The 25989-nt window shown below is 71.2% G+C and carries 26 protein-coding genes and 1 tRNA gene; 12 read left to right on the top strand and 15 right to left on the bottom strand.

Annotated elements, in window-relative coordinates:
- Positions 1–17: 17 nt before the first annotated feature.
- Positions 18–950, bottom strand: coding sequence for a methylenetetrahydrofolate reductase [NAD(P)H] (metF, locus tag BM041_RS19475; protein ID WP_092961564.1), 933 nt, complete (start codon positions 948–950; stop codon positions 18–20).
- A 212-nt stretch (positions 951–1162) separates the two neighbouring features.
- Here metF and BM041_RS19480 point away from each other — a divergent pair, with 212 nt between their 5' ends.
- A complete protein-coding gene (locus BM041_RS19480) occupies positions 1163–2008 on the top strand; it encodes an MlaA family lipoprotein (protein ID WP_245762169.1) in 846 nt (281 codons plus the stop codon).
- 32 nt (positions 2009–2040) lie between these two features.
- On the top strand, positions 2041–2676 hold the full coding sequence (locus BM041_RS19485) for an MlaC/ttg2D family ABC transporter substrate-binding protein (protein WP_245762170.1): 636 nt from the start codon (positions 2041–2043) through the stop codon (positions 2674–2676).
- A gap of 12 nt (positions 2677–2688) precedes the next feature.
- Here the strand turns inward: BM041_RS19485 and BM041_RS19490 are convergent, their stop codons facing one another.
- From BM041_RS19490 to BM041_RS19505, 4 genes are all read right to left on the bottom strand, one after another.
- Positions 2689–3216, bottom strand: a complete 528-nt coding sequence (locus tag BM041_RS19490) for a GNAT family N-acetyltransferase (RefSeq protein ID WP_092961566.1) — start codon at positions 3214–3216, stop codon at positions 2689–2691.
- 4 nt (positions 3217–3220) lie between these two features.
- Positions 3221–4900, bottom strand: coding sequence for an energy-dependent translational throttle protein EttA (ettA, locus tag BM041_RS19495; RefSeq protein WP_092961567.1), 1680 nt, complete (start codon positions 4898–4900; stop codon positions 3221–3223).
- Between the two features lie 223 nt (positions 4901–5123).
- Positions 5124–5930: an enoyl-CoA hydratase gene (locus tag BM041_RS19500; RefSeq protein WP_217648774.1), complete on the bottom strand. Its 807-nt coding sequence runs from the start codon at positions 5928–5930 to the stop codon at positions 5124–5126.
- A gap of 126 nt (positions 5931–6056) precedes the next feature.
- Positions 6057–7265 carry a CaiB/BaiF CoA transferase family protein gene (locus BM041_RS19505; protein WP_092961568.1) on the bottom strand — a complete coding sequence of 403 codons (1209 nt, stop codon included), beginning with the start codon at positions 7263–7265 and terminating at the stop codon, positions 6057–6059.
- A 77-nt stretch (positions 7266–7342) separates the two neighbouring features.
- On the opposite strand from BM041_RS19505, the gene BM041_RS19510 reads away from it, so the two are divergent.
- From BM041_RS19510 to BM041_RS19530, 5 genes are all read left to right on the top strand, one after another.
- The gene (locus tag BM041_RS19510) at positions 7343–8173 is read left to right on the top strand and encodes an FCD domain-containing protein (protein ID WP_092961569.1); all 831 of its coding nucleotides are present in this window, start codon (positions 7343–7345) and stop codon (positions 8171–8173) included.
- Positions 8103–9077 (top strand): Bug family tripartite tricarboxylate transporter substrate binding protein, encoded by a 975-nt coding sequence (locus BM041_RS19515; protein WP_175534037.1) that lies wholly within the window; start codon positions 8103–8105, stop codon positions 9075–9077. The genes BM041_RS19510 and BM041_RS19515 overlap by 71 nt, the downstream gene beginning before the upstream one ends.
- The gene (locus tag BM041_RS19520; protein WP_092961571.1) at positions 9074–9532 is read left to right on the top strand and encodes a tripartite tricarboxylate transporter TctB family protein; all 459 of its coding nucleotides are present in this window, start codon (positions 9074–9076) and stop codon (positions 9530–9532) included. The genes BM041_RS19515 and BM041_RS19520 overlap by 4 nt, the downstream gene beginning before the upstream one ends.
- 4 nt (positions 9533–9536) lie before the next feature.
- On the top strand, positions 9537–11024 hold the full coding sequence (locus tag BM041_RS19525) for a tripartite tricarboxylate transporter permease (RefSeq protein WP_092961572.1): 1488 nt from the start codon (positions 9537–9539) through the stop codon (positions 11022–11024).
- A gap of 211 nt (positions 11025–11235) precedes the next feature.
- A complete protein-coding gene (locus tag BM041_RS19530; RefSeq protein ID WP_092961573.1) occupies positions 11236–13080 on the top strand; it encodes an HWE histidine kinase domain-containing protein in 1845 nt (614 codons plus the stop codon).
- Between the two features lie 7 nt (positions 13081–13087).
- Here BM041_RS19530 and BM041_RS19535 read toward each other — a convergent pair whose 3' ends face one another.
- Genes BM041_RS19535 through BM041_RS19545 form a run of 3 tightly spaced genes read right to left on the bottom strand, consistent with a single transcriptional unit; the run spans position 13088 to position 14938 of the window.
- A complete protein-coding gene (locus BM041_RS19535; RefSeq protein ID WP_092961574.1) occupies positions 13088–13666 on the bottom strand; it encodes a histidine phosphatase family protein in 579 nt (192 codons plus the stop codon).
- Positions 13667–13668: 2 nt separating this feature from the next.
- A complete protein-coding gene (locus BM041_RS19540) occupies positions 13669–14310 on the bottom strand; it encodes a glutathione S-transferase family protein (RefSeq protein WP_092961575.1) in 642 nt (213 codons plus the stop codon).
- 4 nt (positions 14311–14314) lie between these two features.
- A complete protein-coding gene (locus tag BM041_RS19545) occupies positions 14315–14938 on the bottom strand; it encodes a glutathione S-transferase family protein (RefSeq protein WP_092961576.1) in 624 nt (207 codons plus the stop codon).
- A gap of 132 nt (positions 14939–15070) precedes the next feature.
- On the opposite strand from BM041_RS19545, the gene BM041_RS19550 reads away from it, so the two are divergent.
- From BM041_RS19550 to BM041_RS19570, 5 genes are read left to right on the top strand one after another with little or no spacing between them, the layout of a single operon-like run.
- Positions 15071–16048, top strand: a complete 978-nt coding sequence (locus BM041_RS19550; RefSeq protein WP_175534038.1) for a Bug family tripartite tricarboxylate transporter substrate binding protein — start codon at positions 15071–15073, stop codon at positions 16046–16048.
- Between the two features lie 10 nt (positions 16049–16058).
- Positions 16059–16952: a fumarylacetoacetate hydrolase family protein gene (locus BM041_RS19555; RefSeq protein WP_092961578.1), complete on the top strand. Its 894-nt coding sequence runs from the start codon at positions 16059–16061 to the stop codon at positions 16950–16952.
- Positions 16949–17650, top strand: coding sequence for a deoxyribonuclease V (gene nfi / locus BM041_RS19560; protein ID WP_092961579.1), 702 nt, complete (start codon positions 16949–16951; stop codon positions 17648–17650). Before BM041_RS19555 ends, nfi begins: the two co-directional genes overlap by 4 nt.
- A 9-nt stretch (positions 17651–17659) precedes the next feature.
- Complete coding sequence (locus BM041_RS19565) at positions 17660–18022, top strand: DUF423 domain-containing protein (RefSeq protein WP_092961580.1); 363 nt, start codon at positions 17660–17662, stop codon at positions 18020–18022.
- Complete coding sequence (locus BM041_RS19570) at positions 18019–18930, top strand: SAM-dependent methyltransferase (protein WP_092961581.1); 912 nt, start codon at positions 18019–18021, stop codon at positions 18928–18930. Before BM041_RS19565 ends, BM041_RS19570 begins: the two co-directional genes overlap by 4 nt.
- 157 nt (positions 18931–19087) lie before the next feature.
- Here BM041_RS19570 and BM041_RS19575 read toward each other — a convergent pair.
- From BM041_RS19575 to BM041_RS19605, 7 genes are all read right to left on the bottom strand, one after another.
- Positions 19088–19169: transfer RNA gene (locus BM041_RS19575), tRNA-Leu, on the bottom strand.
- 47 nt (positions 19170–19216) lie between these two features.
- Positions 19217–19855, bottom strand: a complete 639-nt coding sequence (locus BM041_RS19580; RefSeq protein WP_092961582.1) for a GNAT family N-acetyltransferase — start codon at positions 19853–19855, stop codon at positions 19217–19219.
- Positions 19856–19873: 18 nt separating this feature from the next.
- Positions 19874–21220, bottom strand: a complete 1347-nt coding sequence (locus BM041_RS19585) for an aldehyde dehydrogenase family protein (RefSeq protein WP_175534039.1) — start codon at positions 21218–21220, stop codon at positions 19874–19876.
- Complete coding sequence (locus tag BM041_RS19590) at positions 21217–22446, bottom strand: hydroxysqualene dehydroxylase (RefSeq protein WP_092961584.1); 1230 nt, start codon at positions 22444–22446, stop codon at positions 21217–21219. Before BM041_RS19590 ends, BM041_RS19585 begins: the two co-directional genes overlap by 4 nt.
- Positions 22446–24044 (bottom strand): squalene/phytoene synthase family protein, encoded by a 1599-nt coding sequence (locus BM041_RS19595; protein ID WP_092961585.1) that lies wholly within the window; start codon positions 24042–24044, stop codon positions 22446–22448. Before BM041_RS19595 ends, BM041_RS19590 begins: the two co-directional genes overlap by 1 nt.
- A gap of 2 nt (positions 24045–24046) precedes the next feature.
- Positions 24047–25150 carry a glycosyltransferase gene (locus BM041_RS19600; RefSeq protein WP_092961586.1) on the bottom strand — a complete coding sequence of 368 codons (1104 nt, stop codon included), beginning with the start codon at positions 25148–25150 and terminating at the stop codon, positions 24047–24049.
- A 3-nt stretch (positions 25151–25153) separates the two neighbouring features.
- Positions 25154–25981 carry a lysophospholipid acyltransferase family protein gene (locus BM041_RS19605; protein WP_092961587.1) on the bottom strand — a complete coding sequence of 276 codons (828 nt, stop codon included), beginning with the start codon at positions 25979–25981 and terminating at the stop codon, positions 25154–25156.
- Between the last annotated feature and the right edge of the window lie 8 nt (positions 25982–25989).

Genomic DNA, 25989 nt, shown 5'->3' on the forward strand with positions numbered 1-25989 from the left:
TTCGGCCCCGGCGGGGTTCAGGCCGCCTTGGGGCGCGCCCCCAGCAGATGCGCGATGGCATAGGTCAGGTCGGCGCGGTTCAAGGTGTAGAAGTGGAACTCGTCCACCCCGTTCGCCTGCAGCAGCCGAACCTGTTCCGCCGCGATGGCCGCGGAGACCATCCGGCGCGTCTCCGCATCCTCGTCCAGGCCCTCGAACAGCTTGCCCATCCAGGCGGGGACGGAGGCGCCGCACATGGCGCTGAACTTCTTCACCTGGGAGAAATTAGACACGGGCAGGATGCCCGGGACGATGGGCACGGTGATGCCCGCCGCCGCGCAACGGTCGATGAAGCGGAGGTAGATGTCCGTGTCGAAGAAGTACTGCGTGATCGCCCTGGTCGCGCCGGCGTCGATCTTGCGCTTCAGGAAATCGAGGTCCGCATCGGCCGAGGTCGCGGCGGGATGAGTTTCCGGATAGGCACCGACGCTGATGTCGAAATCGCCGATTCGGCGAAGGCCCCGCACCAGATCCTCGGCCTGCGCATAGCCGCCGGGATGCGGCGTGTACTGGCTGGCGCCGGCCGGCGGGTCGCCGCGCAGCGCCACGATGTGGCGGACGCCGGCCTCCAGGTAGCCGCGCGCGACCTCATCGACCTCCGCCTGGGTGGCGCCGACGCAGGTCAGGTGCGCGGCGGGGGTCAGGCTGGTTTCCTTCGCCAGGCGCGCCACCGTCTCATGCGTCCGGGTCCGGGTGGTGCCGCCGGCGCCGTAGGTGACGGAGACGAAGCGCGGGCCCAGCGGCTCCAGCCGCCGGATCGCGGCCCAGAGGGATTGCTCGAGGGCCTCGTTCTTGGGTGGGAAGAACTCGAAGGACAGCTTCGGTGGCGGCATCTCGCTCGGCACGGGAAGCCCGGCCACGCGGGGGCCGGTGAGCCAGCGCTGCAAGGTGCCGGGATAGGCCTGGTCCATCGGTCCGTTCTCTCGCCTGCCGCAGAAGGGCCGCCCCGCCACCCGGCGGGAACCCGCGGTTGATATGACTGTTCGTAACTTCGGCGGCACCGTTGTTCCGTTGGCCGCCCGCGCCGCATATAAGGAAGACCCTGCGGGCCGGGAAGGGCTGGCGCGCACGGTCAGGTTGTGCCCCACCCCTTCCGCCCTTCGGAGGTCCATCGTTGAGCCGCATGACGCCCCCCCGCCAGAGCCTGATGGCGAAGCGCCTTGCCGTGCCGGTGCTGGCACTCGGTCTGGCCCTCGGCCTTTCCGCCTGCGCCACGCGCCCGGACCCCGCGGATGCTGAAGCCGTCGCCGAATTCAACGCCAACAACGACCCGCTGGAGCCGCTGAACCGCGGCGCCTACTTCGTGCATGACGGCATCGATACCCTGGTGCTGCGCCCGGCGGCGGAGATCTACCGCGTCTTCCTGCCGCCGGAACTGCGCACCGCCATCCGCAACGTGCTGGCGAATCTCCGCACCCCCGTCATCCTGGTGAACGACCTGCTGCAGGGCGACACGCAGCGTGCCGCCACCACGATGGGGCGGTTCCTGGTGAACACCACGGTCGGCATCGGCGGCGTCTTCGACCGCGCGACGGAGTTCGGCCTGCTCGGCCACACCGAGGATTTCGGCCAGACCCTGGCCGTCTGGGGCGCGCCGGAAGGCCCCTACCTCTTCATCCCCGTGCTCGGCCCGTCCAACCCGCGGGACCTGGTGGGAACCGGAGTCGATACCGCCTTCCACCCCCTGACCTGGGCCGGCAACAGCGGGGAGACGCTGGAAGCCATCACCATCACCCGCACCGCCCTCACCGCCCTCGACACGCGGGAGAGCCTGATCGAGACGGTGGAGCAGGTGAGGACGGGATCACTCGATCCTTACGCCACGATCCGCAGCGCCTATCGCCAGCGGCGCGTTGTGGAGATCCGCAACCAGGGTGGCGCCCCCGCGGCGGCGCGCGGGACCGGCTTCGGGGCCGGCACCGGCGTGCCGCAACAGGGCCGCCCGGGCGCGCCGACGCCGCAGCGCTGATCGCTGCCCGCGCGCCCCTACAGATGGACCGCATGATGCAAACGCTTGACCGACGCAGCCTGCTGATCGCCGCCGCCGGCCTGGCCCTGATGGGCCGGGCAGCCCATGCGCAGCAGATCGATCCCGCCCGCGCCACCGCCTTCATCCAGCAGACCGGTGAGGAACTGGTGGCCGCCATCAACGCCGTCGGCGCCCCGGTGGCGCAGCGGCGGGAAAGGGTGGCCGCCGTGCTGCGGCGCGCGGTGGATGTGGAAGGCGTCGGCCGCTTCATCCTCGGCCGTTTCTGGCGCACCGCCTCCGCCGAGCAGCAGGCCGAATACCTGAAGCTGTTCGAGGAGATCCTGATCCGCAACCTCTCCGCCCGCTTCGGCGAATACCAGGGGGTGCGCTTCTCCCTCGGCCGCAGCCAGGCGCGAACGGAGGAGGACGTGCTGGTCAACACCGTCGTCGAACGCCCCGGCACCGCGGCCTTCGGCCTCGACTGGCGCGTGGCGGAGGTGGGCGGCGTGCCGCGCGTGGTCGACGTGATCGCGGAAGGCACCAGCCTGCGCCTGACCACGCGCAGCGAATACAGCAGCGTCATCAGCCGCAATGGCGGCAATGTCGGCAGCCTGCTGACGGCGATGCGCCAGCAGATCCAGCAGCTGGCGGCCCGCGAAGGGGGCTGAAGCCCCCTTCCCTCACCCGGCCGGCGGAAACGCCTCGAAGACCAGCATCTCCCGCCCCCGGTAGTGGAAGCGGTCGCACTCCGCCATGCCGAGGTCGGTCAGCACCGCCCGGCTGGCGTGGTTGCCTTCCCAGGCGACGGCGACGATCCGCTTCAGCCCCCGCCGGAACCCGAAGGCGAGCGCGGCGCGGGCGGCCTCCCGCGCGTAGCCCTTGCCGCGGCAGGACGGCCACAGCGCGAAGCGCACCGCGACTCCGCGGCCATCCGGGCGTTCCATCAGCCCTGCGATGCCCAGGAAATCGCCGGTGCCGCGTTCGAAGACGGCCCAGGTGCCGTAGCCCCGGACCAGCCAGAACTCCATGTCGTCCTCAAGCTCCTCCCGCGCCCGGTCGGGCGTGCGGGTGCCATGGAGCATGAGGCCGAAGGCGGCCTCGTCGGCCTTCAGGCGGATCAAATCGGGCAGGTTCTCCGGCGCCACGGGACGGAGCGAAAGCCGCTCCGTCGTGATTCCGTTGCCTTCCGCCAGCCTGGCGGGGACCAAGGTCCTACCGGACCAGCGGCCGGTACTTGATGCGGTGCGGCTGGTCCGCCGCGGCGCCCAGTCGACGTCGCTTATCCGCTTCGTAGGCCTCGAAGTTACCCTCGAACCACTCGACGTGGCTGTCGCCCTCGAAGGCCAGGATGTGGGTGGCCAGGCGGTCGAGGAACCAGCGGTCGTGGCTGATCACCACGGCGCAGCCCGCGAATTCCTCCAGCGCATCTTCCAGCGCGCGCAGCGTGTCGATGTCGAGGTCGTTGGTCGGTTCGTCCAGCAGCAGGACGTTGTGTTCCCGCTTCAACATCTTGGCCAGGTGCACCCGGTTCCGCTCACCGCCCGAGAGCACGCCGACTCGCTTCTGCTGGTCCGCACCCTTGAAGTTGAAGGCGGCGACATAGGCGCGGGAGGGGACGGTCCGCTTGCCGATGGTGATCTGGTCCATGCCGTCCGAGATCTCCTGCCAGACGGTCTTGTCGTCCGCCAGGCTGTCGCGGGACTGGTCGACATAGCCGAGCTTCACCGTCTCACCCACCACCAGGCTGCCGCCATCCGGCGTCTCCAGCCCCGTGATCATCTTGAACAGGGTGGATTTGCCGGCGCCGTTCGGGCCGATGATGCCGACGATGCCGCCCGGCGGCAGCTTGAAGCTGAGGTTGTCGATCAGCAGGCGGTTGCCGTAGCCCTTGCGCAGGTCTTCCGCGGTGATGACGGTATTGCCGAGGCGCGGCGCGGGGGGGATGACGATCTCGGCCTCGCCGCCGGCCCGCTCATTCTGCTTGGCCAGCATCTCCTCATAGGCCGCGATGCGGGCCTTGGACTTGGCCTGGCGCGCCGCGGGGCTGCGGCCCATCCATTCCTGTTCCTTGGCGAGCTGCCGCTGGCGGGCGCTTTCCTCCCGCTCCTCCTGCTGCAGGCGCTTGCGCTTCTGGTCGAGATAGGCGGAGTAGTTGCCCTGGTAGGGGAAGCCCCGGCCGCGATCGACTTCCAGGATCCAGTTGGTGACGTTGTCGAGGAAGTAGCGGTCGTGCGTCACGATCAGCACGGCGCCCTTGTAGTCCTTCAGCGTCTGTTCGAGCCAGGAGACGCTTTCCGCGTCCAGGTGGTTCGTCGGCTCGTCCAGCAGCAGCAGGTCGGGCTTTTCCAGCAGCAGCTTGCACAGCGCCACGCGCCGCTTCTCACCGCCCGACAGGTGCCCCACGGGGCTGTCGAAGGGCGGGCAGCGCAGCGCATCGAGCGCGATCTCGATCCGCCGGTCGAGCTCCCAGCCCTCCGCGGCCTCGATCTTCTCCTGCAGCTCGGCCTGTTCGGCGAGGAGGGTGTTCATCTCCTCCTCCTCCATCGGCTCGGCGAACTTGTCGGAGATCTCGTTGAAGCGGCGCAGCTGCGCGGAGAGCTCCGCGAAGGCTTCCATCACGTTCTCGCCCACCGTCTTGGTGGGGTCGAGATGCGGTTCCTGGGAGAGGTAGCCGACGCGGGCACCCTCCGCCGCCCAGGCCTCGCCGCCGAATTCCTTGTCCTGCCCCGCCATGATGCGCATCAGCGTGGATTTGCCGGCGCCGTTCGGGCCGAGCACGCCGATCTTCACGTCGGGGAGGAAGGAAAGGGTGATTCCCTTGAAGACCTCTCGCCCGCCCGGATAGGACTTGGTGAGGTCTTTCATCACGTAGACGTACTGCCAGGCGGGCATTGGTTCGGCTTCCGGAGGACGGGCGGGAGGCGGGGGTTTTACCGCGCCGTACTGGCGGCTGCAAACAGGCCCGCAGGGGGACGCCGTCCCCCTGCACCCCCTGCCAAGGGCCAGCGGGCCCTTGGAACCCTTGTATTGACGATGGTCCAGGGGGCTCTGCCCCCCAAATCTTCCAGAGGGGGCGAATGGGGTGTGGGGAAGGCAGCGCCTTCCCCACCGGGACTCACCGCCCCTTGAACTGCGGCGGCCGCTTCTCGAGGAACGCCTTCCGGCCCTCGTTGTAGTCATCGCTCGCGAAGCACGCCTTCACCATGGCGTCGCAGGCGGCCTCGTTCGCCGCGCCGCGGTCCTTCAGCGCCTCGCCCACGATGAACTTCACGCTGCCGACCGTCAGCGGCGCGTTGCCCGCGATGGTCTTCGCGTAGTCCAGGACGAAGTCTTCCAGCTTGTCGTTCGGCACCACGCGGTTCACGAGGCCCATGATCCGCGCATCCTCCGCGCCCCACTTCTTCGCGGTGAAGAAGATCTCCTTGGCGAAGGACGGCCCGACCAGGTCCACCAGGCGGCGGATGCCGGACAGCGGGTAGCCGAGGCCGAGCTTGGCCGCGGGCACGCCGAAGCTCGCCGTCTCACCACAGATGCGCATGTCGCAGCAGACGGCGAGTGCGGTGCCGCCGCCGATGCAATGGCCCTGGATCATCGCGATGGTGGGCTTCGGGCATTCGGCCAGCGCGTCATAGACCTTGGCGGTCTGCGCCTGGTAGGCGGCGACGGCCGCTTCGCCGCTGCGCTCGCTCTCGAACTTGGAGATGTCGGCGCCGCTGACGAAGGCCTTGCCGCCCGCGCCGGTCACGACGATGACGCGGACCGCATCATCGGCCTTGAAGTCGGCCAGGATACGCTCGGCGGCCTGCCACATCTCCATGGAGACGGCGTTGTGGCGTTCCGGGTTGTTGAAGGTCATCCAGCCGATGCCATCGGCCTTGCGGGCCAGCATCTTCTCGCTGCCCGTCACCATCATGCCGTCCATTTTCTGTTCCTCAAACGCCGGCGCGGCCTGCTGCCGCTTGGCTTCGCGCCTACGCGCTGTGGCGCTGGTTGCGATGTCGGTCTGTGCGCGGGCCGCCTTTCGGCGGCCAACGCCATTCCTGGTGTGTCAGATCACCTGGCGGGCGCGCAGGTCGTCGATGGTGGCCTTGTCCAGGCCAAGCTCGGCCAGCACCTCATCCGTGTGCTCGCCCAGCTCCGGCGGGTGCGTCACGATGCTGCTCGGCGTGCGGGACAGGTGGATGGGCTGGCCGACATAGGCGACCTCCCCCTTGTTGCCGCCATTGAGCTTCCCGTTGAGCCTCTGGGCGATGCCGAGGTGCTGGACCTGCGGGTCGGCGAACATCTCATCCACCTTGTAGATGGGGCCGCAGGGCACGCCGGCATCGTTCAGCGCCGCCACCCAATGCGCGGTGGTATTGGTCAGCGTCGTCTTCTGGATTTCCGCGTTCAGCTCATCGCGATGCTCGCTGCGGCCGGCGGCGGTCTTGTAGCGGCCATCGGCCAGCAAATCGTCGCGGCCGAGCGCCTTGGCGCAGCGTTCCCAGATCTTGTTGCCGCTGGCGGCGATGTTCATGTAGCCGTCGCTGGTGGTGAAGACGCCGGTCGGGATGCTGGTCGGGTGGTTGTTGCCGGCCTGCTTCGGCACCTGGCCTTCCATCAGCCAGCGGCTGGCCTGGAAGTCCAGCATGAAGATCTGCGCCTGCAGCAGCGACGATTGCACCCACTGCCCCTTGCCGGACACTTCCCGCTCCAGCAGCGCGATCATGATGCCCTGCGCGGCGAAGAGCCCGGCGCAGAGGTCCGCGATCGGGATGCCGACGCGCACCGGCCCCTGGCCCGGCAGGCCGGTGATGGACATCAGGCCGCCCATGCCCTGCGCGATCTGGTCGAAGCCCGGCCGCGTGGCATAGGGGCCGTCCTGCCCGAAGCCGCTGATGGAGGCATAGACAAGCTTCGGGTTCACCGCCGACAGCGCCTCGTAATCGATGCCGAGCCGCTTCTTCACATCCGGCCGAAAGTTCTCGACGACGACGTCGGCCTTCTCCACCAGCTTCTTCAGCAGCGCGACGCCGTCGGGCGACTTCAGGTTCAGCGTCATCGCCCGCTTGTTGCGGTGCAGGTTCTGGAAGTCCGACCCCGCGCGCGGGCCGCCCATCGGGTCGCCCTCATCGAGGGCGGGTGGCAGCTCGATCTTGATGACATTGGCGCCCCAATCGGCCAGCTGGCGCACGCAGGTGGGGCCGGAGCGCACGCGGGTGAGGTCGAGCACCGTGAAGCGCGACAGGGCAGAGGAAGCCTGGGGGGCCTGGGTCATCGGTGGTTTCTCCTGGACCGCGACTGTCTAGCACCGCCCCCCGCCGGCGCAAATCCGCCTCCGCCAACTGTTGACAGATGGCAGTCCGCATCGGCACCCTCCGCGCCATGGAGGACATGTCCCAAGCCGAGCGTGGTACCGCGCCCAGCGCGCTGGAGATCGTGCGCACGCGCTCGCTCGCCTCCCTCGTCGCCCAGGAAATCGAACGCATGATCCTCTCCGGCGCCCTGCCGGCGGGGGAACGCCTGAACGAACAGCAGCTGGCCGCGCAGCTTCGCGTCTCCCGCGGTCCGGTGCGGGAAGCGGTGCGGGGGCTGGAGCGTTCGGGCCTGGTCGTCGCGGTGCGCAACCAGGGCAGCTATGTCCGCACCGTCAGCGCGCAGGAAGCGCTGGAGATCTACGACCTGCGCGCCGCCATCACGGGCCTGGCCTGCGCGCGGCTCGCGGAATCCGCTTCACCCGCCCAGATGGCCGCGCTGCGGGCGCTGGTGAAGCGGATGGACACGGCGCGCCGCGCCGACGACCCACCCAGCTACTACGCCGCCAACCTCGAATTCCATGCCGCCCTGCTGGGTTTCGGCGGCGGCCCGCGATCCCAGCGCCTGTATGAGGACCTCGGCAACGAGCTCCACCTGTTCCGCCGCCGCGCTTTGGTGCAGCCGGAGAACATGCGGGAGAGCAATGCCGAACACGCCGCCATCCTGAAGGCGATCGCCGCCGGGGATGCACCCGCCGCGCGCGCCGCCGGCGAAGCCCATATCGCCGGCGGCAAGCGCCGCTTCCGCGCGACCGATACCACGACAACGCCCGGCAAAGGGCGCAAGGGAGAAAACGACGATGACCAGGACGATCCATCGCCGCCACCTGCTGATGGCCGGCGCGGCGGCCGCACTCGCCGCGCCGACTAGCCTCCGCGCGCAGGAACGCTTCCCCTCCCGCACGATCGAGGTCGTGACCCATGCCGGCGTCGGCGGCGGCACGGACATCACGGCGCGGATGATGATGGTGCAGGCGCCTGGCGAATTCGGGCAGGAATTCACCGTGGTGAACCGCACGGCCGGCAGCGGCGCGCAGGCGCTGCAATACCTGGCCAGCAAGCCCGCCGATGGCCACACCATCATCCTGGTGACGCAGACGCATCTGCTGACGCAGATCCGCAACCCCAGCCTGCCGCAATTCGGGGACCTCATCCCCCTGGCCCGCGCCACGGCCGATCCGCAGCTGGTGCTGGTGCGGCGCGACAGCCCCTTCCGCACGCCGGCGGACCTGATCGCGGCCGGCAAGGCGCGGTCGCTGCGCTTCGGCGGCACGCATGTCGGCGGCGTCGACCATGTGACGATCCACACCTTCGGCCGCGCCGCCGGCCTCCAGCGGCCCACCCTGGTGCCGTTCCGCGGCGGCGGGGAGATCGTGATCAACCTGGTCGGCGGCAACATCGACACCGCCGTGGTGAATCCCGGTGAGGCCGAGGCCCAGCTCCGCGCCGGCGAACTCCGCCCGCTGATGTCGCTGGCGGACAGCCGCATCGCCGCCTTCGGCGAATTGCCGACGGCGAAGGAACTCGGCATCGACGCCACGGGCTACACGCTGCGCGGCTTCTGCGTGCTGAAGGGCACGCCGGAGGATCGGGTCACGCGCCTCGAACAGGGCCTGATCCGCGCCATGTCCGGGCCGATCTACACGACCTATCTGCAGAACACCGGCCAGGCGCCGGACAGCGTGACGGGGCGGGAAGCCTGGGGCGCGCAGCTGGCGGCCTTCAACAATGACGGGCGGGAGGCCCTGACCGCGCTCGGCCTGCTGCGCGGATGATCAGGCGCTTCGGGTCGAGCCAGGTCTCGGCGCTTCTCGTCGGGCTGGTCGCTGTGGCGGCCTTTGCCGCGACCTATGGCTTCGATCCGGTGCCGGATGGCCTGCCGGGGCTGGGCGCGGTGGAATTCCCGCGCCTGGTCTGCCTGCTGCTGGCGGGCATGGCGGTGCTGCTGTTCCTGCAGGAATCACCCCCACATGATCCGGAAACGGCGCCGCCCATCGGCCGCGACGCCTGGATGATCTTCGCCGCCTGCCTGGCCGCCGTGCCGCTGATGGCGACCATCGGCATGCTCGGCACCATCGCCGTCTTTCTGGTGGTCGCGGGGCGGCTGTGGGGGGAGACGCGCTGGCCGCTGCTGGTCGGCGTCTCGCTGGGGATGACGGCGGTGATCTGGCTGGTTTTCGTGAAGATCTTCAGGCTGACCCTGCCGGGCGGCTGGCTGTTCGGGGGCTAGGGTCTTGGAAGCGTTCCTCGGCGGCCTCGCCATCCTGCTCGACCCCTATGTCATGCTGATGGTGCTGCTCGGCACTGTGCTCGGGATCTTCGTCGGCGCGCTACCCGGCATCAGCGGGTCCACCACCATCGCGCTGCTGCTGCCGATGACGATCAGCATGGGCCCCGTGCCGGCCATCTGCTTCCTCGGCGCCATCTACTGCGCGGCGAATTTCGGCGGATCGATCACCGCCATCATGGTGAATGCCCCGGGCGATCCCTCCGCCAGCGCAACCGCACTGGAGGGCTTCAAGATGGCGGAGAAGGGGCAGGCGGGGCTCGCCCTCGGCATGTCCGCGATCAGCAGCGCCATCGGCGGCATCGTCAGCATCGTCGTGCTGATCTTCGCCGCGCCACTGCTGGCGCGCGCCGCCTATTCCTTCGGCCCGCCGGAATACTTCGCCCTCGCGCTGTTCGGGCTTTCGATGTGCGCGGCCATCGGCGGCGACAGTGCGCTGAAGAACCTGATGGCCGCGGCGCTCGGCCTGCTGATCGCCACCGTCGGCATGGACCTGACCACGGGCGTGGAGCGCTATGCCTTCGGCGTCATGGAATTGTCGGACGGCATCGGCTTCGTCCCCGTCCTCATCGGGCTTTTCGCGGTGGGGGAGATGCTGGACCAGGCGACGCGCCGGTTCGGGAAACCCGCGATCATCGCGCTCGATGCCGCGCGGGTGCCGGGGATGGCGGAGATGCGGAAATGCTGGCGGTCCATCTGGATCGGCAGTGGCATCGGCACCTTCATCGGCGCGCTGCCGGCACTCGGCGCCACGACGGCAGCACTGATCGGCTACAACGAGACGAAGCGCTGGTCGAAGCACCAGCATGAATTCGGCCATGGCAGCATCGAGGGCGTGGCCGGGCCGGAAGCCGCGAACAACGCGGCCGTCGGCGGTTCCATGGTGCCGACGCTGGCGCTCGGCATCCCCGGCAGCGCCACCACCGCCATCATCCTGGCAGGGCTGATCGTGCAGGGCGTGCGGCCGGGGCCGCACCTGTTCACGGAACAGCCGACGCTGCTCTATGCCGTCTTCGCCTCGATGCTCGCGGCCAACATCTTCTACCTGGTGATGGGGCTGACCATGGCGAAGTTCTTCGCCCGCATCAGCCTGATCCCGCCCGCCTTCCTGTGGCCTTCCGTCTTCGCGCTATCGCTGATCGGCGCCTATGGGCCGAACCAGTCCATGGGCGATGTCTGGGTGATGCTGGCGGCCGGCGTCGTCGGCCTGCTGTTCCGCCGCGCCGGCTTCTCCCCTGCCCCGCTCATCATGGGCCTGGTGCTGGGCGGCATGGTGGAGGAGACGCTGAAGCAATCCCTGCTGATCTTCGGGGACGACCTGACCGGCTTCCTGCACCGCCCCATCGCGATGACGCTGATCGTGGTGACGCTGGCGGGCCTGTCCTGGCCGCTGGTGGCGCGGCTGCTGCGGGGGGTGCGCGGCGCGCGCGCCTGACCGCACGGATGCGTGAGGGGGCGCCACTCCCGCAACCCGGGCGGGGGTGGCGGTTTGACATTCCCCTGATGGAACGCTTCGCTCGCATGACCGGCCGTGCCGGACCGGGAAGGGCCGGATGCCGGCCGCCCCGGCCCGCACCGGCCGGAGCCCCTGGATCCTGCCCATGCCCGCCGCGCCCGCCCCATGCCCCCTGCGCCGCCTATGACCGATGCCGGATAGGCGCCTGCGCTTCCTGGCGGAGGGAGGTGCCCTGGGTGCCCTCATGCGGGATCATGACTGGGCCTCGACGCCAATCGGCGCGCCGGAGGACTGGCCCCAGGCGCTGAAGACCGTGGTCGGCATCATGCTCGGCTCCCGCCAGCCCATGTTCGTGGCCTGGGGTCCCGAACGGACCATGCTCTACAACGACGGCTACGCGGTGCTCTGCGGCGCCCGCCATCCCGCCGCGCTCGGCCGCCCCTTCCGGGCGGTATGGTTCGACATCATGGATGAGGTCGGCCCCATCCTGGAACGCGCCTTCGCGGGGGAGGCGACGCATATGGATGAGCTCGCCCTCCTCATGACCCGCCACGGCTACCCGGAGGAGGCGCATTTCTCCTTCTCCTACACCCCCGTGCGGGATGAGGAGGGGCGCGTCGCCGGCATGTTCTGCGCCTGCGCGGAAATCACCGCCCGCGTCCAGGCCGAACGCCGGCAGGCCTTCAGCCTGGCGCTCGACCAGGCGCTGCGGGAGATCGCCGAACCACCGGCGCTGGCGGAGGCCGCGGTCCGCCTGCTCGGCCAGCATCTGCACGCCGGCCGCTGCGGCTATGCGGAGGCGGTGGAAGGCGGCATGGCCGCCGTCGCGGAATGGGGCGATGGCAGCCTGCCCCTGCTGCCGCCCGGCGCGCCCCTGCCGGCGGATCCCGCCCCCGGCCTCGCCGTGCCGCTGCCCGGGCAGGGCGGGACGGCGGGGCTGCTGCACCTCCACCAGGCCACGCCCCGCCGCTGGCTGCCGGCAGAGGAGATCCTGCTGCGGGAGATGGCGGCGCGCATCGCCGCGGCCCTTGCCCGCGCGCGGGCCGAGGCCGCGCTGCGCGCGAGCGAGGCGCGGTGGCGCGGCCTGTTCGCGGCCATGCATGAGGGCTTCGCGCTGTGCGAGATGGTGCGGGACGAGGAAGGCCGCGACATCGACCTGCGCTACATCGAGGTGAACGATGCCTGGGAACGCCTGACCGGCATCAGCCGCGAAGCCGCGGAGGGGCAGCTGGTCACGCGCCTCATCCCCGGGATCGAGCCCTTCTGGATCGAGACCTATGGCCGCGTGGTGCGGACCGGGGAGCCCGCGCATGTCGAATACCGCGTCGGGACGCTGGGCGCGTGGTTCGAGGTCTTCGCCTATCGCACGGAGCCCGGCCGCTTCGCCGCGCTGTTCCTGAACGTGACGGAACGCAAGGCGTCGGAGGAACGCCAGGCCCTGCTGGCGCGGGAGGTCGACCACCGCGCCAAGAATGCGCTGGCGGTGGTGATGGCGGCACTCCGGCTGACGCGGGCGGAGACGCTGCCGGCCTATCGCACCGCGGTGGAAGGGCGCGTCGCGGCGCTGGCGCGGGCGCAGACGCTGCTGGCGACCGAAAGCTGGTCGGGGGCGGAATTGCAGCGCCTGCTGGAAGGCGAATTGCGCCCCTTCGTGGCGGAGGGCCAGACCCTGCGCCTGGAAGGCCCGGCGGTCCATCTGCAGGGCCGCGCGGTGCAGCCGGTGGCGATGGCGATCCACGAGCTCGCGACGAATGCCACCAAGCATGGCGCGCTGTCCGTCGCCGGCGGCGGCATCACGGTGCGCTGGTCCGTGGATGCGGCCGCGACCCTGCTGCACCTGCATTGGCAGGAGGAAGGCGGCCCGCCCGCCGTCGCGCCGCAGCGCCAGGGCTTCGGCACCCGCGTGCTGGAAGCGACCATCCGCGGGCAACTCGGTGGCAGCATCACCGTGGCCTGGTCGCCCGGCGGGCTGGCCTGCTCGATGACGCTGCCGCTGGCGGGACCGGTGGCGGAGGCGCCGGCGATCCCGGAGTGACGGGAGTCTACGCCTCCGCCGCCAGCACCGCCGGCGTGATGGTCCAGGCGCCCTCGCCGGGCTTCGGCGGGTCCATCAGCAGGGGCAGGGCGTTGGGGGTGCGGACATTCGCCTCCAGCCCCGCTTCCATGCGCAGCGCGCGGAACAGCGCGCCATGCGCCACCACCAGCACCGGGCCGGGATGGGCCAGGGCATTGTTGATGCCGCGCACGGTGCGGGCGCGGAGTTCGGCGAAGGTCTCGGCGCCTTTCGGCGTGTAGGTGCCGGCGATCCAGTCATCGTACCAGTCGCCCATCGGCAGGCCCTCCTGCTCCCCGAAATTCACCTCCTGGAGGTCGGGGTCGAGGCTCAGCGGCAGGCCGAGCGCCTCCGCCGCGATTTCCGCCGTGCGGCGCGCGCGCAGCAAGGGGGAGGCGACGATGGTGCGGATGGGCAAATCCGCCAGGGTGCGCGCCGCGCGCCGCGCCTGCGCAAAGCCGACCTGGTTCAGCGGAATGTCGGTGCGCCCCTGGGACAGGCCCTGGGCGTTCCAGTCGGTCTCCCCGTGGCGGAGGAACCAGAAGGTGGTGGGGGTCAATCCGGGCATGGCTATCCTTGCGCTGCTTCGCGGGCTTTCGCGGCCGCCACGCCCGGCATGGCAGCGACCTGTTCGGCCAGCGCCAGCAAAGCGGGAAGATCGGCGATGTCGATCCTGAGGAAACCCGCGAAGGTGGTGAGCGCGGCGAGGAAGATGTCGGCGCCCGTGGGCTGTTCCGTGCCGCAGAGCGTGCCGCCGCCTTGCTTCACCGCCGCTTCGGCGAAGGCCAGCGCGTCCTTCGCGCGGAGCAGGGCCGCGGCGCGCACGGCCTCGGCCGCACCCTCATGCCCGCCGGCGAAGCGCAGCGGGCCGAAGGCCGGGTTGAAGTGCCGCCCCATGGTCCAGTGGCACCAGGCCAGCCATTCCATGCCCTTGGCGCGACCGGAGGGGCCCGACGGCAGCAGCCCGCTTTCCGGCGCCGCTTCCGCCAGCCAGAAGATCACCGCGGGGATTTCCGTGATGACGGTGCCGTCCGGCAGTTGCAGCGCCGGCACCTCCCCCTTCGGGTTGATGGCGAGGTAGTCGGGCTTCTTCGTGTCCCCGCCGCGCAGCGAGATGAAGCGCAGGTCGATCGACAGCCCCGACACCATCGCCGCCTGGTGGGCGATGGAGCCGGAGGTGTTGGTGGAGGTCCAGAGGACGGGGTTGCTCATGGCGTCAGAGCGCCAGGCCTTCCTGCGTCAGCGCCCGCTGCACCGCGGGCCGCGCCAGCATGGCGGCAAGGTGCGCGGCCAGGTGCGGCGGCAGCGTCAGGCCGGACCGGCGCGTCGCCCAGTATTCCACGAAGAACAGCGCCGCATCGGCGACGGAGTAGCCCGATGGCAGCAGGTAGGTGCCGCCGGCCCAGCCCTTCTCCAGCGTCGCGAAATACTTGTCGGCATTCGCCTTGCCGAGTTCGACCGACTTCGGGAAGTCCTCCTCCCGCAGCGTGTAGTTGCCGGGGCGGAACTGGCGGGTGAAGGCCTGCGGGTGGATGGTGCCGCAGACATAGTCCAGCAGCTCCAGGCAGCGAGCCTCCCCTTCCAGGTCGGCCGGGATCAGCGCGGCGGCGGGGTTGGCCTTCGCCAGCCACCAGGCGATGACGGGGAATTCGGTCAGCACCTTGCCGTCGCCGCGATCCAGCGCGGGGACCTTGGACTTCGGGTTCACCGCCAGGAAGTCCGGCTTGTGCTGCGCGCCATCCTTCAGCGCGACCAGCGACAGCTCATAGGGCTTGCCCAGTTCCTCGAGGATGATGTGGATGCCCATCGAGCAGGCGCCGGGCGAGTAGTAGAGCTTCATGGCCGAAATCTCCTCCGAGGCGGCGCAAGTTGTAGGGGTCGCATGCCGGCGCGTCACCCCCCGGGCCGCGACCCCTCTTGGCCAGCCCCTTGGCCCATGCCATGGGAATATCCCGCCAAGGAGGAAACAATCATGACCACGCGCAGGACGCTGATGGCGACGCTGGGCGCCACCTTGTCGATGCCGGGCCTGGCCCGCGCGCAGGACACCGCCTTCCCGACGCGCACCGTCACCATCGTGGTCCCCTTCCCGCCCGGCGGCGGCACGGATGTGCTGGCCCGCATCCTCGGCCAGCATTTCCAGGAGTCCTGGCGGCAGAGCGTGGTCGTCGAGAATCGCGGCGGCGGCGCAGGGCGGATCGGCCTGCAGATGGTGCAGCGGGCGCAGCCGGACGGGCACACGCTGATGGTGACCTCGACCGGCGGCATCATGGGCCTGGCGGGGCCGGGCGGGGACAAGGTCTTCGCGGTGCGGGACGAGCTGACGCCGATCACGCTGATCGCCGCGCCCGCCTATGTCATTGCCATGCATCCCGGCGTCGGCGCGCGCAATGTGGGGGAGCTGATCGCCCTCGCGAAGGCACGGCCCGGCCACTTCACCTTCGGCAGCAGCGGCACCGGCGCGGCGAGCCACCTGGCCGCGGAACTCTTCGCCTCCATGGCGGGGATCGAGATGCTGCACGTGCCCTATCGCGGCACCGGCCCGGCGCTGACGGATCTGGTCGCGGGGCGCATCCACCTGATGTTCGCGCCGCCGCAGACCGTCGCCGCCGCCGTTGCCGCCAACCAGGTGGTGAACCTGGCGGTCACGTCGGAACGCCCGACGGCGCTGCTGCCCGGCGTGCCGGCGGCCAGCACCACGGGGCTGCCGGGCTATGCGGCGGTCGGCTGGTTCGGCCTCTTCGCGCCGAAGGGCGTGCCCTCGCCGATCACGCAGCGCATCGCGCAGGAAGCCTCCCGCGCCCTGTCCCTGCAATCCACGAAGGACCGCCTGGCGACGCTGGGCGCGGAGCCGGAGCCGATGACGCCGGACGCCTTCACGACCTTCATCGACCAGGACATCGCGAAGTGGCAGCGCGTGGTCCGCGAACGCAACATCACCCTGGAATAGGTTTTCTCGAATGATCCGACTGGCGACTTTCCTCTCCCGCGGCGATGTGCGGCCGCGGCTCGGCGCGGTGCGCGGCGAGTCGATGCTGGACCTGACCGCTTCGCTCGGGGGCGACTGGGACATGCTGCGCGCCCTGGCGCTGCCGGTGGCGGAACTGCGGGGCATCATCGATCGCGCGAAGGTCGCGCTGCCGCTGGCCTCCTGCCACGTCCTGCCGCCCATCCCGAACCCGGGGAAAATCTTCTGCGTCGGCAAGAACAGCAAGGTCCATCGCGCGGAACTCGCCGCGAAGGGAATGCTGCTGGAAGATCCGAAGGAGCCGACGAGCTTCGTCAAGCTGACGGAGACGCTGGTCGGCGACGGCGCGCGTGTGGTGCGGCCCGATGGCATCACCACCTTCGACTACGAACCCGAACTCGCCTTCATCATCAGCAAGCGCGCCTTCCAGGTGCCGCGGGAGAAGGCGCGCGACTACGTGGGCGCCGTCACCGTGCTGAACGACCTCACGGCGCGGGAGATCCAGAAGCAGGAAGTCCAGCTCGGCACCAAGTTCTGGGTCTCCAAGAACATGCCGGGCTTCACGCCGGTCGGCCCCTATGCCGTGCCGCTGGCGGAGATCGCGGACCCCTACGACCTCTGGCTGACCTGCGTGGTGAACGGCCAGCAGCGGCTGCGCGTGAACACCGACGAATACATCCACCGGATCGAGGGCATCATCGCGCATTTCTCCCGCTTCATGCCCTTCGAGGCCGGGGACGTGATCGCGACGGGGGCGCCGCGCGGCACCGCGATCGGCCAGCCCAACGCGGCGGAACTCTACCTGAAGCCCGGCGATGTCTGCGTCGCGGGGCTGGAGGGGGTGATGGAGATCACCACCCATATCGTGGCGCCCGGGGAAGCCTGAGGAGGCCCGCCACGACACCACCCGAACCCGCCACCGCCGCGGAGGCCCGGGCCCTCCAGCCCGACCTCGCGGCGCGTGTGGTGACGGTGGATGCGATCGGCCCCGTCCGCGTGCTGGGCGGCGCCGATGCGTCCAGCCTCCGCTTCGACGCGACGCGGACGGTGCACGCGGCGATGGTGGCGCTGGATGCGGCGACGCTGGCGCCGATCGGCAGCGCGGGCGCCAGCCGGTCGGGCGGCCTGCCCTACATCCCGGGGCTGCTCGGCTTCCGGGAAGTGCCGGTGCTGGCCCGCGCCTTCGCGCAGTTGCCGGTGAAGCCGGACCTGATCCTCGTGGATGGGCACGGGATGGCGCATCCGAAGGGGCTCGGCGTCGCCAGCCATCTCGGCGTGGTGCTGGATGTGCCGACCATTGGTGTCGCGAAGTCCGTGCTCTGCGGCGCGGTGGAGGGCGATTTCCCCGACACGCCTGGGACGCGGGCGCCGCTGGTCTGGAAGGGCGCCGTGATCGGCATGGCGCTGCGCACGCGGCGCGGGGCGAACCCGCTCTACGTCTCGGTCGGGCATCGCGTGTCGCTGGGGACGGCGCTGGCCTGGGTGGAGCGCACGCTGCGCGGGCGGCGGCTGCCGGAGCCGACGCGGCTGGCGCATGAGGCGGCGGCGCGGGTGCGGCTGGCGGCGATGGCGGCCGCGGGGTAATCCCCGCCCATGGCACGGATCTGGATGGTGTTCGGGGCGCTTTCGGGGCTGATCGCGGTGGCGATGGCGGCCTATGCCTCGCATGGCCTGGCGCCGGATAAGGCCGCGCTGGCCACGACGGGCGCCTCGCTCCAGGCCTGGCACGCGCTGGCGCTGCTGGGCGCGGGGCTGCTGGCGGAACGCCGGCGCGGGAAGCTGGTGCATGCCGCGGCGGGATGCTTCGCGGCGGGGACCATCGCCTTCTGCGGCGGCGTCTATCTGCGGGCGCTGACGGACACCTCGCTCGGCCTGGTCACGCCACTCGGCGGCACGGTGCTGCTGGTGGGCTGGGGCATCCTGGCCGCGGCCGCGGCGCTGGCGCCGCAGAAGTGACCATCGCCAGCGCCTATCTGGCCGCCGAGGGGTTCGAGGCGGAGTTGGCGGAGGAACTGCGCCGCGCCCGACGCCGCGTGGCGGCGTGGCATGGACGGCTCGCGCTGTCCCCCGACCCGCCCGGCCCCGCCGCCTGGGCGCTGGAATGCTGGACCGCGCCGGTCGAGATCGCCGTGCCCTCGGTGAAGGCGGGCGCCGATGCGCTGCGCGCCATCCAGCGCAACTGGGCGGGCTATGCGGCGGAACACCACCGCCGCAGCGCGCTGATCACGGAACGCCTGCCGCCGGTGAAGGCGCGGCCCCTGGTGTTCCCCGAACCCGCGCCCACCGGGCATCTCGGTGCCTGGACACTGCTGGCGCCGGACCGGATGCTGGCCTCCCCCACCAAGACCAGCCCCTTCGTGAATGGCGAGGTCGCCTTCGTGGAGGACAGGGAAGGCCCGCCGTCGCGCGCCTACCTCAAGCTGTGGGAGGCGCTGACGCGGCTCGGCCGGTATCCGGGGCCGGGCGACCGGTGCCTCGACCTCGGCGCGGCGCCGGGGGGGTGGACCTGGGTGCTGGCGAAGCTCGGTGCGGAGGTCGCCGCCGTGGACAAGGCGGCGATGGACCCGGCCGTGGCGGCGATGCGCGGCGTGACGGTACGGGCGGAAAGCGCCTTCGGGCTCGACCCGCGCGCGGAGCCCAAGGTGGATTGGCTGTTCAGCGACGTCATCTGCTACCCTGCCCGGCTGCTGGCGCTGGTGCGCCGCTGGATCGAGGCGGACGCCGCGCGCAACCTGGTCTGCACCATCAAGTTCCAGGGCGAGACGGACCACGAGGCCGCGGAAGCCTTCGCCGCCATCCCCGGCGCAGTGGTCTTCCACAGCGCCCACAACAAGCACGAGCTGACCTTCGCGAGGCTGGGGTAGGGGGGCACGCCCGCGTCACCAGCAACAACGGCGCGGAACGCGCCGAGGCCGCGAATGCGGCCCGCGCCCAGACCGGCATCGCGAATGGCGCAGGTTGTGCACGGCGCGAAGGCAAGCGGCCGGAGGCCGCGCCCGCCGTCTGAGGGCATGAGAATACTGCGGGCGGCGGGGATCGAACCCGCATGGCCAAGGGCCGAGGGTTTTTAAGACCCTTCCGTCTACCGTTCCGGCACGCCCGCGCGGGGTTGATTATGGCGGGGCCTCGACCGGCCCGCCAGGGCGGGTGCTACGGCGCCGCCACCTGGAGGGGTGCGGGAAGCGGCGCGGCGGCGATCAGCGCCGGCACGTCAAGGGGCACATCCGCCGCGACGGGCGCCGCCACCGGCCGCGCCACGCCCCACCATTCGCAGGCTTCCTCCCGCCCGCGGGCGCTGCACCAGATGTGGCCGAGCCCAAGCCGCCCCATGCCCAGCCCCTGCAGCACGGCGCGCGATGCGACATTGTCGCACTGCACCGCGGCGCGGATTTCCGCCACGCCCAGCCGGTCGAAGATCGCCGCCAGCGCGGCCGGGGCGGCTTCGCGCATATAGCCCTGGCCGTGATGGTCGCAGCCCAGCCAGTAGGTCAGGATGGCGCGGCTGGGATCCTGTTCCGCCCGCGTGGCGCCGATCCAGCCGATCAGCACCTTGTCCGCGCGGCGTTCGATCACCAACGGCAGGGCCCGGCCATCCATCGCCGCGCCGCGTGCTTCCGTCAGCCGCTGCGCCGCGATCTCCGGCGCCAGGCTGGCGGGCCAGGAGGCAAGCCTGGCGCTGACCGCCGGCGCCATCAGCGCCGCCAGCGCCGGCGCGTCATCGGGCTGGGGAAGACGCAAACGCAGCCTTTGCGTGTGGATGGGCGCGTCAGGCTCGCCGGATACGATCATGGGCGGAAGCTGCCAGCGTTAACGCTTCCTTACCAGCCTCTCGATCAACCGCGGAGCGAAATTTTTTCTCGGCAAGTCGAAGATACGGGAAAGACTCCATTTCCCATGCACGACCCGCGCGCGAATCGTCGAAAATGCGACAAATCCCGCTAATCCTTTATACCGCCCAGATCCGGAATGACCCGTGCCGCCGAAGCCGAGCGCCGGGAAGGCCGCGTATTCAACCGCACGGTCCTGCACGAGGGCGCCGCATCGGACCGAATGGGCAACCTGCTCGGCTTCCGCCGGCGCGGCGCCGAACAGATAGACCGCCAGCGGGGACGGCCGGGCGGTGACCCAGGCGATGGCAGCGGGCAGGTCCGGCAGGGCCAGGACCGGCAGGATGGGGCCGAAGATTTCTTCCTGAAGCAGTGCGTGGCCGGGATCGGGGAAGGCCAGCGCGAGGGCGCGATGGCGGCCGGCGCCATCCGGCGCCAGGCGTTCCAGCCGTGCGCCCTCTGCCAGCCGGTCCAGCCGCGCGGCCTGGGCGTCATTCGCCAGCGCCGTCTCCGGCAGGCCGATGCCGGTGGCGCGGCAGGAGGCGGCGAAGGCTTCCGGCGTGTGGCCCAGCAGCAGGACCGTATCGGGCGCCACGCAGGTCTGCCCGGCATTCACCGCCTTGCCCACCAGGATGTCCCGCGCCGCCCGGGCGAGGTCCGCCCCGGGCAGCACCAGCGCCGGGCATTTGCCGCCCAGTTCCAGCGTGACGGGCACCAGGTTGCGTGCCGCGGCCTCCGCCACCTTCCGGCCCGTCGTCGTGCCGCCGGTGAAGACCAGGTGGTCCCAGGGCTGCGCGGCGAAATCGGCGGCGACGTCCGGCCCGCCCTGCACCGTGGCGGCGATGTCGGGACCCAGCGCCTCGGCCAGTACCTGCGCGATCAGCGCCGCGCAGCGGGGCGTGCCCTCGCTGGGTTTCACCGCCACGCGGTTGCCGGCGGCGATCGCATCCACCACCGGCACCAGGGCCAGCTGCACCGGGTAGTTCCAGGGCGCCATGATGCCGATGATGCCCTTGGGCACCGGCTCCTCATGCGCCCGCGTCGGCCAGAAGGGATAGGGCACGGCCACGCGCCGCGGCTTCGCCCAGGACCGCACATGCCGGCGGGCGTAGCGCGCGGCATCGACGGCGCAGAGCACGTCGGCCAGCAGCGTCTCCAGCCGGGAGCGCCCGCCGTAATCCGCATCCAGCGCGGCGGCGATCGCCTCCGCATGGGTCAGCAGCGCATCGGCCAGGCGGAGCAGCAGCAAGCGCCGCTGCTCGACCACGATGCGCCCGTCCCGCGCCTCCGCCGCGCGCAGCGTCGCGAGGGCCTCCGCCGGCGTCATGCGCGCGGCCCCGGATGCAGCAGGGCGAGGGCCGCGGCCTCCCCGGATTGCACCGCGGCATCGATGGTCGCGGGCAGGGCGGGGAAGGTCCAGTCGCCGGCCAGGGCGAGGTTCGCCAGCGGCCGGCGCGGCGGCGCGGGGCGCGGGCCGACAGCGTGGCGGGGGGTCGCGCGCTTCTCCCGCACCGCGCGGGCGGCGGGGGCGCGGATCGGCCATTCGCCGGGCAGGCGGAAGGCCATGGCGGCGGCCAGCACCTCCGGCCAGATGCGCTCCGCGGCCTCGGCATCCGAGAGGCTAACGGCGTCGTCCGCCGCGCTGACGGTGACGGAAACCCCGGAAGGCCGCACCAGCACCCACTGACCGAGCCCGCCCAGCAGGCCGATGAAGCGCACATCGCCCTCCTCCGCCCGCGCGAAATGCACGTTGAGGATGGGCGCATGGGTCGTGGGCGCGGGGATGTCCGGCAGCAGGCGCAGCGCCTCCCACGGCGGCAGGGCAAGCACCACCTGGTCATCCGCCGCCAGGCGCTGCGCCGTCTCCCCGAAATCGAGCGCCGCCACGCGGCCATCGGCGCGCACCAGGCCGCGCAGGCGGGACCCGAAGCGCATCGCACCGCCATGCGCGCCGATCGTCGCCAGCGCCGGCGCCACCAGATCGGGCCCGAGGCCGCGCCGCGCCACCAGCAGCCGCGCCGCGCCGGGCGCGCCGAGCCGCCGCAGCACCAGGCCCAGCAGGCTGGCCGAGGCCTCGGCCACCGGGGTGTTCAGCGCGGCCACGGTCAGCGGCTCCACCAGCGCGCGCAGCAGCACGGGGTGGCGGGCGAAGGCCTGTTCCACGCTGCGGTCCCGCCCCGGCAGGGCCAGGCGCATCAGCGCGAGGAAGCCGCCCGCATCCATCCCGGCCGGCCGCATCGCGGGCCGCAGCCAGCCCAGCGGCGCGAGCGCCACGCGCCGCGCCGCATGGTTCGCCAGGTCCAGCACCGGCAGCCCCGCCGGCTCCGGCTCCACCCAGCCCTCCAGCGCGCCGATGTCGCGCAGGAAGGCGAGCGCCGCCCGGTTGGCGCCGAGCAGCGCATGGGTACCGTTATCCGTCCCGTCCGGCAGCGCGCGCGCGCGACCGCCCGCGCCGGGCGATGCCTCATGCACCACCACCCGCCGCCCGGACCTGGCAAGGGTGAGCGCCGCCGCCAGGCCGGCGACGCCGGCGCCGATGACGTGAACGGTCATCAGGGCTTCATCGCCAGCAGCGCCATTCGCAGCTTCTCGCCCCGCGTCAGGCGGGGCCGCGTGCGGGGATGGCCGAAGCCCTGCGCCTGCATGCGGTCGAAGATCTGGCGATAGCCCCACATCATCACCCGGGCGGGCTTCAGCGCCGCCGGGTCGTGTTCGCGCAATTCCTGGTCGGCCCGGGCGAAGCCGGCGGCGGCGCGGTGGGCCAGTTCCTCGCAGCAGCGCGCGAAGCCGGGATGGGCGACGATCTCGGCCACCGCCGTCGCCGTCACGCCATGGCGCGCCAGCAAGTCGGCCGGCACATAGACGCGGTCGATCGCCGCATCCTCATCCACATCGCGCAGGATGTTCACCAGCTGGAAGGTCCGGCCGAGGGCGAGGCCGAAACCCTGCGCGCCCGGCGCGCCGAAGATGCGCACCGCCATGGCGCCGACGCTGCCGGCCACACGACGGCAGTATTCGTCGAGCGCCGTTTCCGTCCGCAGCCGCAGCGCGGGCGTCGCATCCGTCTCCATGCCCGCGATCATCGCCTCGCACTCCGCCAGCGGCAGGGAGAATTCGCGCCTGGCCCAGGCGAGTTCGGCGGAGAGCGCGCAATCCGGCTGGTCGAGCTTGCTGCGCCAGGCCGCCAGGAAGCGCCGCTTCTCCGCCTCCGGCATCGCGCCATCGGCGATGTCGTCGACCGCCCGGCAGAAGCCATAGACGGCGAAAAGCGCGCGGCGGCGCTCCCCCTTCAGCACCGCCATGCCCCGCGCGAAGGATGATTTTGCGCGAGCCACCCGCGCGCGGACCACCGCGGCGTCGGAGGGCGGCGGCAGCGCCAGCCGCGCGAAGGCTTTTCCAAAGTCTGCCTTGCCAAGTGCCACGCGCCCCGCCACCGGGTCATCCGCGCGCAGCTTCGCCAGCAGCCGCCAGCCGAGGTCGAGCGTCACCGCGGCCTGGAAGCGCAGCCGCGACCGCAGCAGGCGCGGCAGCGGCGCCGCCTGTTCCAGCAGCGCCTCCACCCGGTCGAGCGCCGCATCCAGCACGGCGCGGCGGGCCGGGTTCTCCCGCGCGAAGAACGCATCCTCGCCCCCCGCCAGCGCCATCCAGGGCACGGGCAGGTAGATGCGGTCCATCGCATCGCGGTCCGGCACCAGATCCTGGAGGTGGTTCAGGATCTGCAGCGCGGTGCAGAGCCCGTCGGAGGCATGGCGCGCCTGTGCATCATCCTCCCCATGCAGGCGCAGCAGCATCCGGCCGACGGGGTCGGCGGATCGGGCGCAGTAATCCTCCAGCGCCGCCCAGTCGGGGTAGCGGGCACGCACCGCATCCTGCCGGAAGGCGGAGAGCAGCAGGCGCGCTTCCTCGGTGCCGACCTCCGCCAGCGGCCCGCCGGGATCGTCCAGCAGCGCCTCCATCGCCTCCAGCCGCGCCAGCTTCTCCGTGCTGTTCAGCGTGGCGTGGTCGGCGATGTCGTCGGCGGTGCGGACGAAGCGGTAGAAGGCCAGCACCTTCGGGCGCAGCGCGGCCGGGATCAGCCGCGAGGCGACGGGGAAATTCTCGGAATTCTCGTCCCGTGTCGGCGGGCCGGCGGCAACCGCTGTCCCGTCCACAATCAGCCCGTGCCCTGGTAGGCGCGGCCCTTCCAGCCCGCCGGCTTGCCCATCAGCCCGCGCACCAGCGCGGTCCACTGGATGGCCAGCGCCACCGCCACCGTCAGCGGATGCAGCGGAATGGTCCACCAGGGCTCCCGCACCCGGAGCGTGACCGCCGCGCGCAGCGCGAAGCCGAGCGCCAGCGCGATGATGGCCGCGGTGGAGGGCAGGAAGACGAAGGGCCAGAGATGGGCGCCGGCCAGCATGGCGGTCCAGACCGGCAGGCCGACCGGCGTCGCCATCCCTTCCCGCGCATTCTTGCTGAAGCCCGCCCAGCAATCCGCGAAATTCGTGTACATCCGGCAGGTCGCGAGGCCCGCACCCTCCACGATCTCCGTCGCATGCCCGGCATCGCGCATCAGCCGGGCCAGCGCCAGCCCGTCATGCAGCACGCCCTTCACCGCCTCATGGCCGCCGGTGTGGTCATAGGCGCCGCGTTCCACCAGCAGCAGCTGCCCGCAGGCCGCCGCCATGCCGGACCGCTTCGTGAAGGCCCGGCCACCGCCCGGCAGGTAGCAGATCAGGAGGAAGTTGATCATGGGCACGGTCGCGGCCTCACCCAGCGACCCGATGATCTGGCGGGGCACGCCCGTGACCATCCCGGCCCCCGTCCGCGCCGCATGGCCCGCCATGGTGGCGGCGGCGTCGGGGGCCAGCCGGACATCGGCATCGATGAACAGCAGATGCGTACCCCGCGCCGCATCCGCCAGGCGCTGGCAGGCATGGACCTTGCCGGTCCAGCCCGAAGGCAGCGGCGGCGCCTGTTCCAGCCGCACCCGCGCATCCCGCGCCGCGTAGCCCCGCACGATCTCCGCCGTGCGGTCGGTGGAGCCGTCATCCATCACGACGACCTCGATCGCCACGCCGCGGGATGCCAGCACCGCATCGAGGCAGGCAGCGATGTGCGTTTCCTCGTTCCGCGCCGGAATCAGCACGGAGACCAGGGAGCCATCCTTCGGCCGGCCCTCCGGCGGGCGGACCAGGAACAGGTTCACCACCCCCATCGTCGCCGGGAAGGTCGCCAGTGCCAGGGCAATCCACGCCCAGGTGAAATCCGCAACCATGGTCTAGCCGGCCTCCCGCCCAGGATCATGCCTGGGATCGTGTCTGGGGTCGAAGCGTTCGCCGCGCATGGTGCTGCGCAGGCGGCGCCAGAACTGCCACACGCCTCCCATGCCTTCCGGCCCGCGCAGCAGCGTCTTGAACCTTGCCGGATCACGGGCGATGGCGTCCAGCGCCAGGCGATCCATCGTGGCGGCCAGCGCGGTGGAAAGCGCCGGGCCGCGATCATCGCGCGGCAGGGCGGCCAGGTCAGCGGCCTCGATCGGCTCGCCGAAGGCGCAGAGCATCTCCGCCTTGCGCTCCGTCCAGAAGGGGTAGTCGAGCGCCAGCGGCACGAACACCGCGTCCGGCGCCATTTCCGGCAGGCGGGACATGCCGGGCGCGATCGGCACCGGGCGTTCCCGCACATCGCTGAACCGCCCCGGCGCGTTCATCCACAGCATCCGGTCGGACGCCCCCAGCACGATCTTCGCGGTACGGAGGAAGGCGACGGCACCGCGGGCGGTCCCACCCTCGATCCCGAAGACGCCGATGCGCTTCATGAAGCCGTAGCGGGACAGCGCCGCCGCATCCATCGGGATGAACATGGTGCGGCCCGGGAACAGCCGCTGCGACAGCAGCATGAAGGCGACGCCATCCCACCAGCCCGGATGGTTGGCGAAGACCACCAGCGGGCGGTTGCCGTAGTCCCGCGGCATCCCCCAGTTCGCCACCCGCGCCGCCCGCATGTGCTTGGCGAAGAAGCGGGCGAACATGAAATGGAAGAAGGCCATGCGCCGCGGGTCGAAGAGGGGGACGGGGTTGTCCCCCTCCGGCTTCGGCGCCGCAGCCATGGCCGTGG

The organism is Falsiroseomonas stagni DSM 19981 (genome assembly GCF_900114315.1).
GTDB lineage: Bacteria > Pseudomonadota > Alphaproteobacteria > Acetobacterales > Acetobacteraceae > Falsiroseomonas > Falsiroseomonas stagni.

Bases quoted from the DNA above. Each gene is read 5' to 3' on its own strand.
- metF (WP_092961564.1), bottom strand. From the start codon at position 950: ATGGACCAGGCCTATCCCGGCACCTTGCAGCGCTGGCTCACCGGCCCC.
- BM041_RS19480 (WP_245762169.1), top strand. From the start codon at position 1,163: ATGACGCCCCCCCGCCAGAGCCTGATGGCGAAGCGCCTTGCCGTGCCG.
- BM041_RS19485 (WP_245762170.1), top strand. From the start codon at position 2,041: ATGATGCAAACGCTTGACCGACGCAGCCTGCTGATCGCCGCCGCCGGC.
- ettA (WP_092961567.1), bottom strand. From the start codon at position 4,900: ATGCCCGCCTGGCAGTACGTCTACGTGATGAAAGACCTCACCAAGTCC.
- BM041_RS19500 (WP_217648774.1), bottom strand. From the start codon at position 5,930: ATGGACGGCATGATGGTGACGGGCAGCGAGAAGATGCTGGCCCGCAAG.
- BM041_RS19505 (WP_092961568.1), bottom strand. From the start codon at position 7,265: ATGACCCAGGCCCCCCAGGCTTCCTCTGCCCTGTCGCGCTTCACGGTG.
- BM041_RS19510 (WP_092961569.1), top strand. From the start codon at position 7,343: ATGGCAGTCCGCATCGGCACCCTCCGCGCCATGGAGGACATGTCCCAA.
- BM041_RS19515 (WP_175534037.1), top strand. From the start codon at position 8,103: ATGACCAGGACGATCCATCGCCGCCACCTGCTGATGGCCGGCGCGGCG.
- BM041_RS19520 (WP_092961571.1), top strand. From the start codon at position 9,074: ATGATCAGGCGCTTCGGGTCGAGCCAGGTCTCGGCGCTTCTCGTCGGG.
- BM041_RS19530 (WP_092961573.1), top strand. From the start codon at position 11,236: ATGCCGGATAGGCGCCTGCGCTTCCTGGCGGAGGGAGGTGCCCTGGGT.
- BM041_RS19535 (WP_092961574.1), bottom strand. From the start codon at position 13,666: ATGCCCGGATTGACCCCCACCACCTTCTGGTTCCTCCGCCACGGGGAG.
- BM041_RS19540 (WP_092961575.1), bottom strand. From the start codon at position 14,310: ATGAGCAACCCCGTCCTCTGGACCTCCACCAACACCTCCGGCTCCATC.
- BM041_RS19545 (WP_092961576.1), bottom strand. From the start codon at position 14,938: ATGAAGCTCTACTACTCGCCCGGCGCCTGCTCGATGGGCATCCACATC.
- BM041_RS19550 (WP_175534038.1), top strand. From the start codon at position 15,071: ATGACCACGCGCAGGACGCTGATGGCGACGCTGGGCGCCACCTTGTCG.
- BM041_RS19555 (WP_092961578.1), top strand. From the start codon at position 16,059: ATGATCCGACTGGCGACTTTCCTCTCCCGCGGCGATGTGCGGCCGCGG.
- BM041_RS19565 (WP_092961580.1), top strand. From the start codon at position 17,660: ATGGCACGGATCTGGATGGTGTTCGGGGCGCTTTCGGGGCTGATCGCG.
- BM041_RS19580 (WP_092961582.1), bottom strand. From the start codon at position 19,855: ATGATCGTATCCGGCGAGCCTGACGCGCCCATCCACACGCAAAGGCTG.
- BM041_RS19585 (WP_175534039.1), bottom strand. From the start codon at position 21,220: ATGACGCCGGCGGAGGCCCTCGCGACGCTGCGCGCGGCGGAGGCGCGG.
- BM041_RS19590 (WP_092961584.1), bottom strand. From the start codon at position 22,446: ATGACCGTTCACGTCATCGGCGCCGGCGTCGCCGGCCTGGCGGCGGCG.
- BM041_RS19600 (WP_092961586.1), bottom strand. From the start codon at position 25,150: ATGGTTGCGGATTTCACCTGGGCGTGGATTGCCCTGGCACTGGCGACC.
- BM041_RS19605 (WP_092961587.1), bottom strand. From the start codon at position 25,981: ATGGCTGCGGCGCCGAAGCCGGAGGGGGACAACCCCGTCCCCCTCTTC.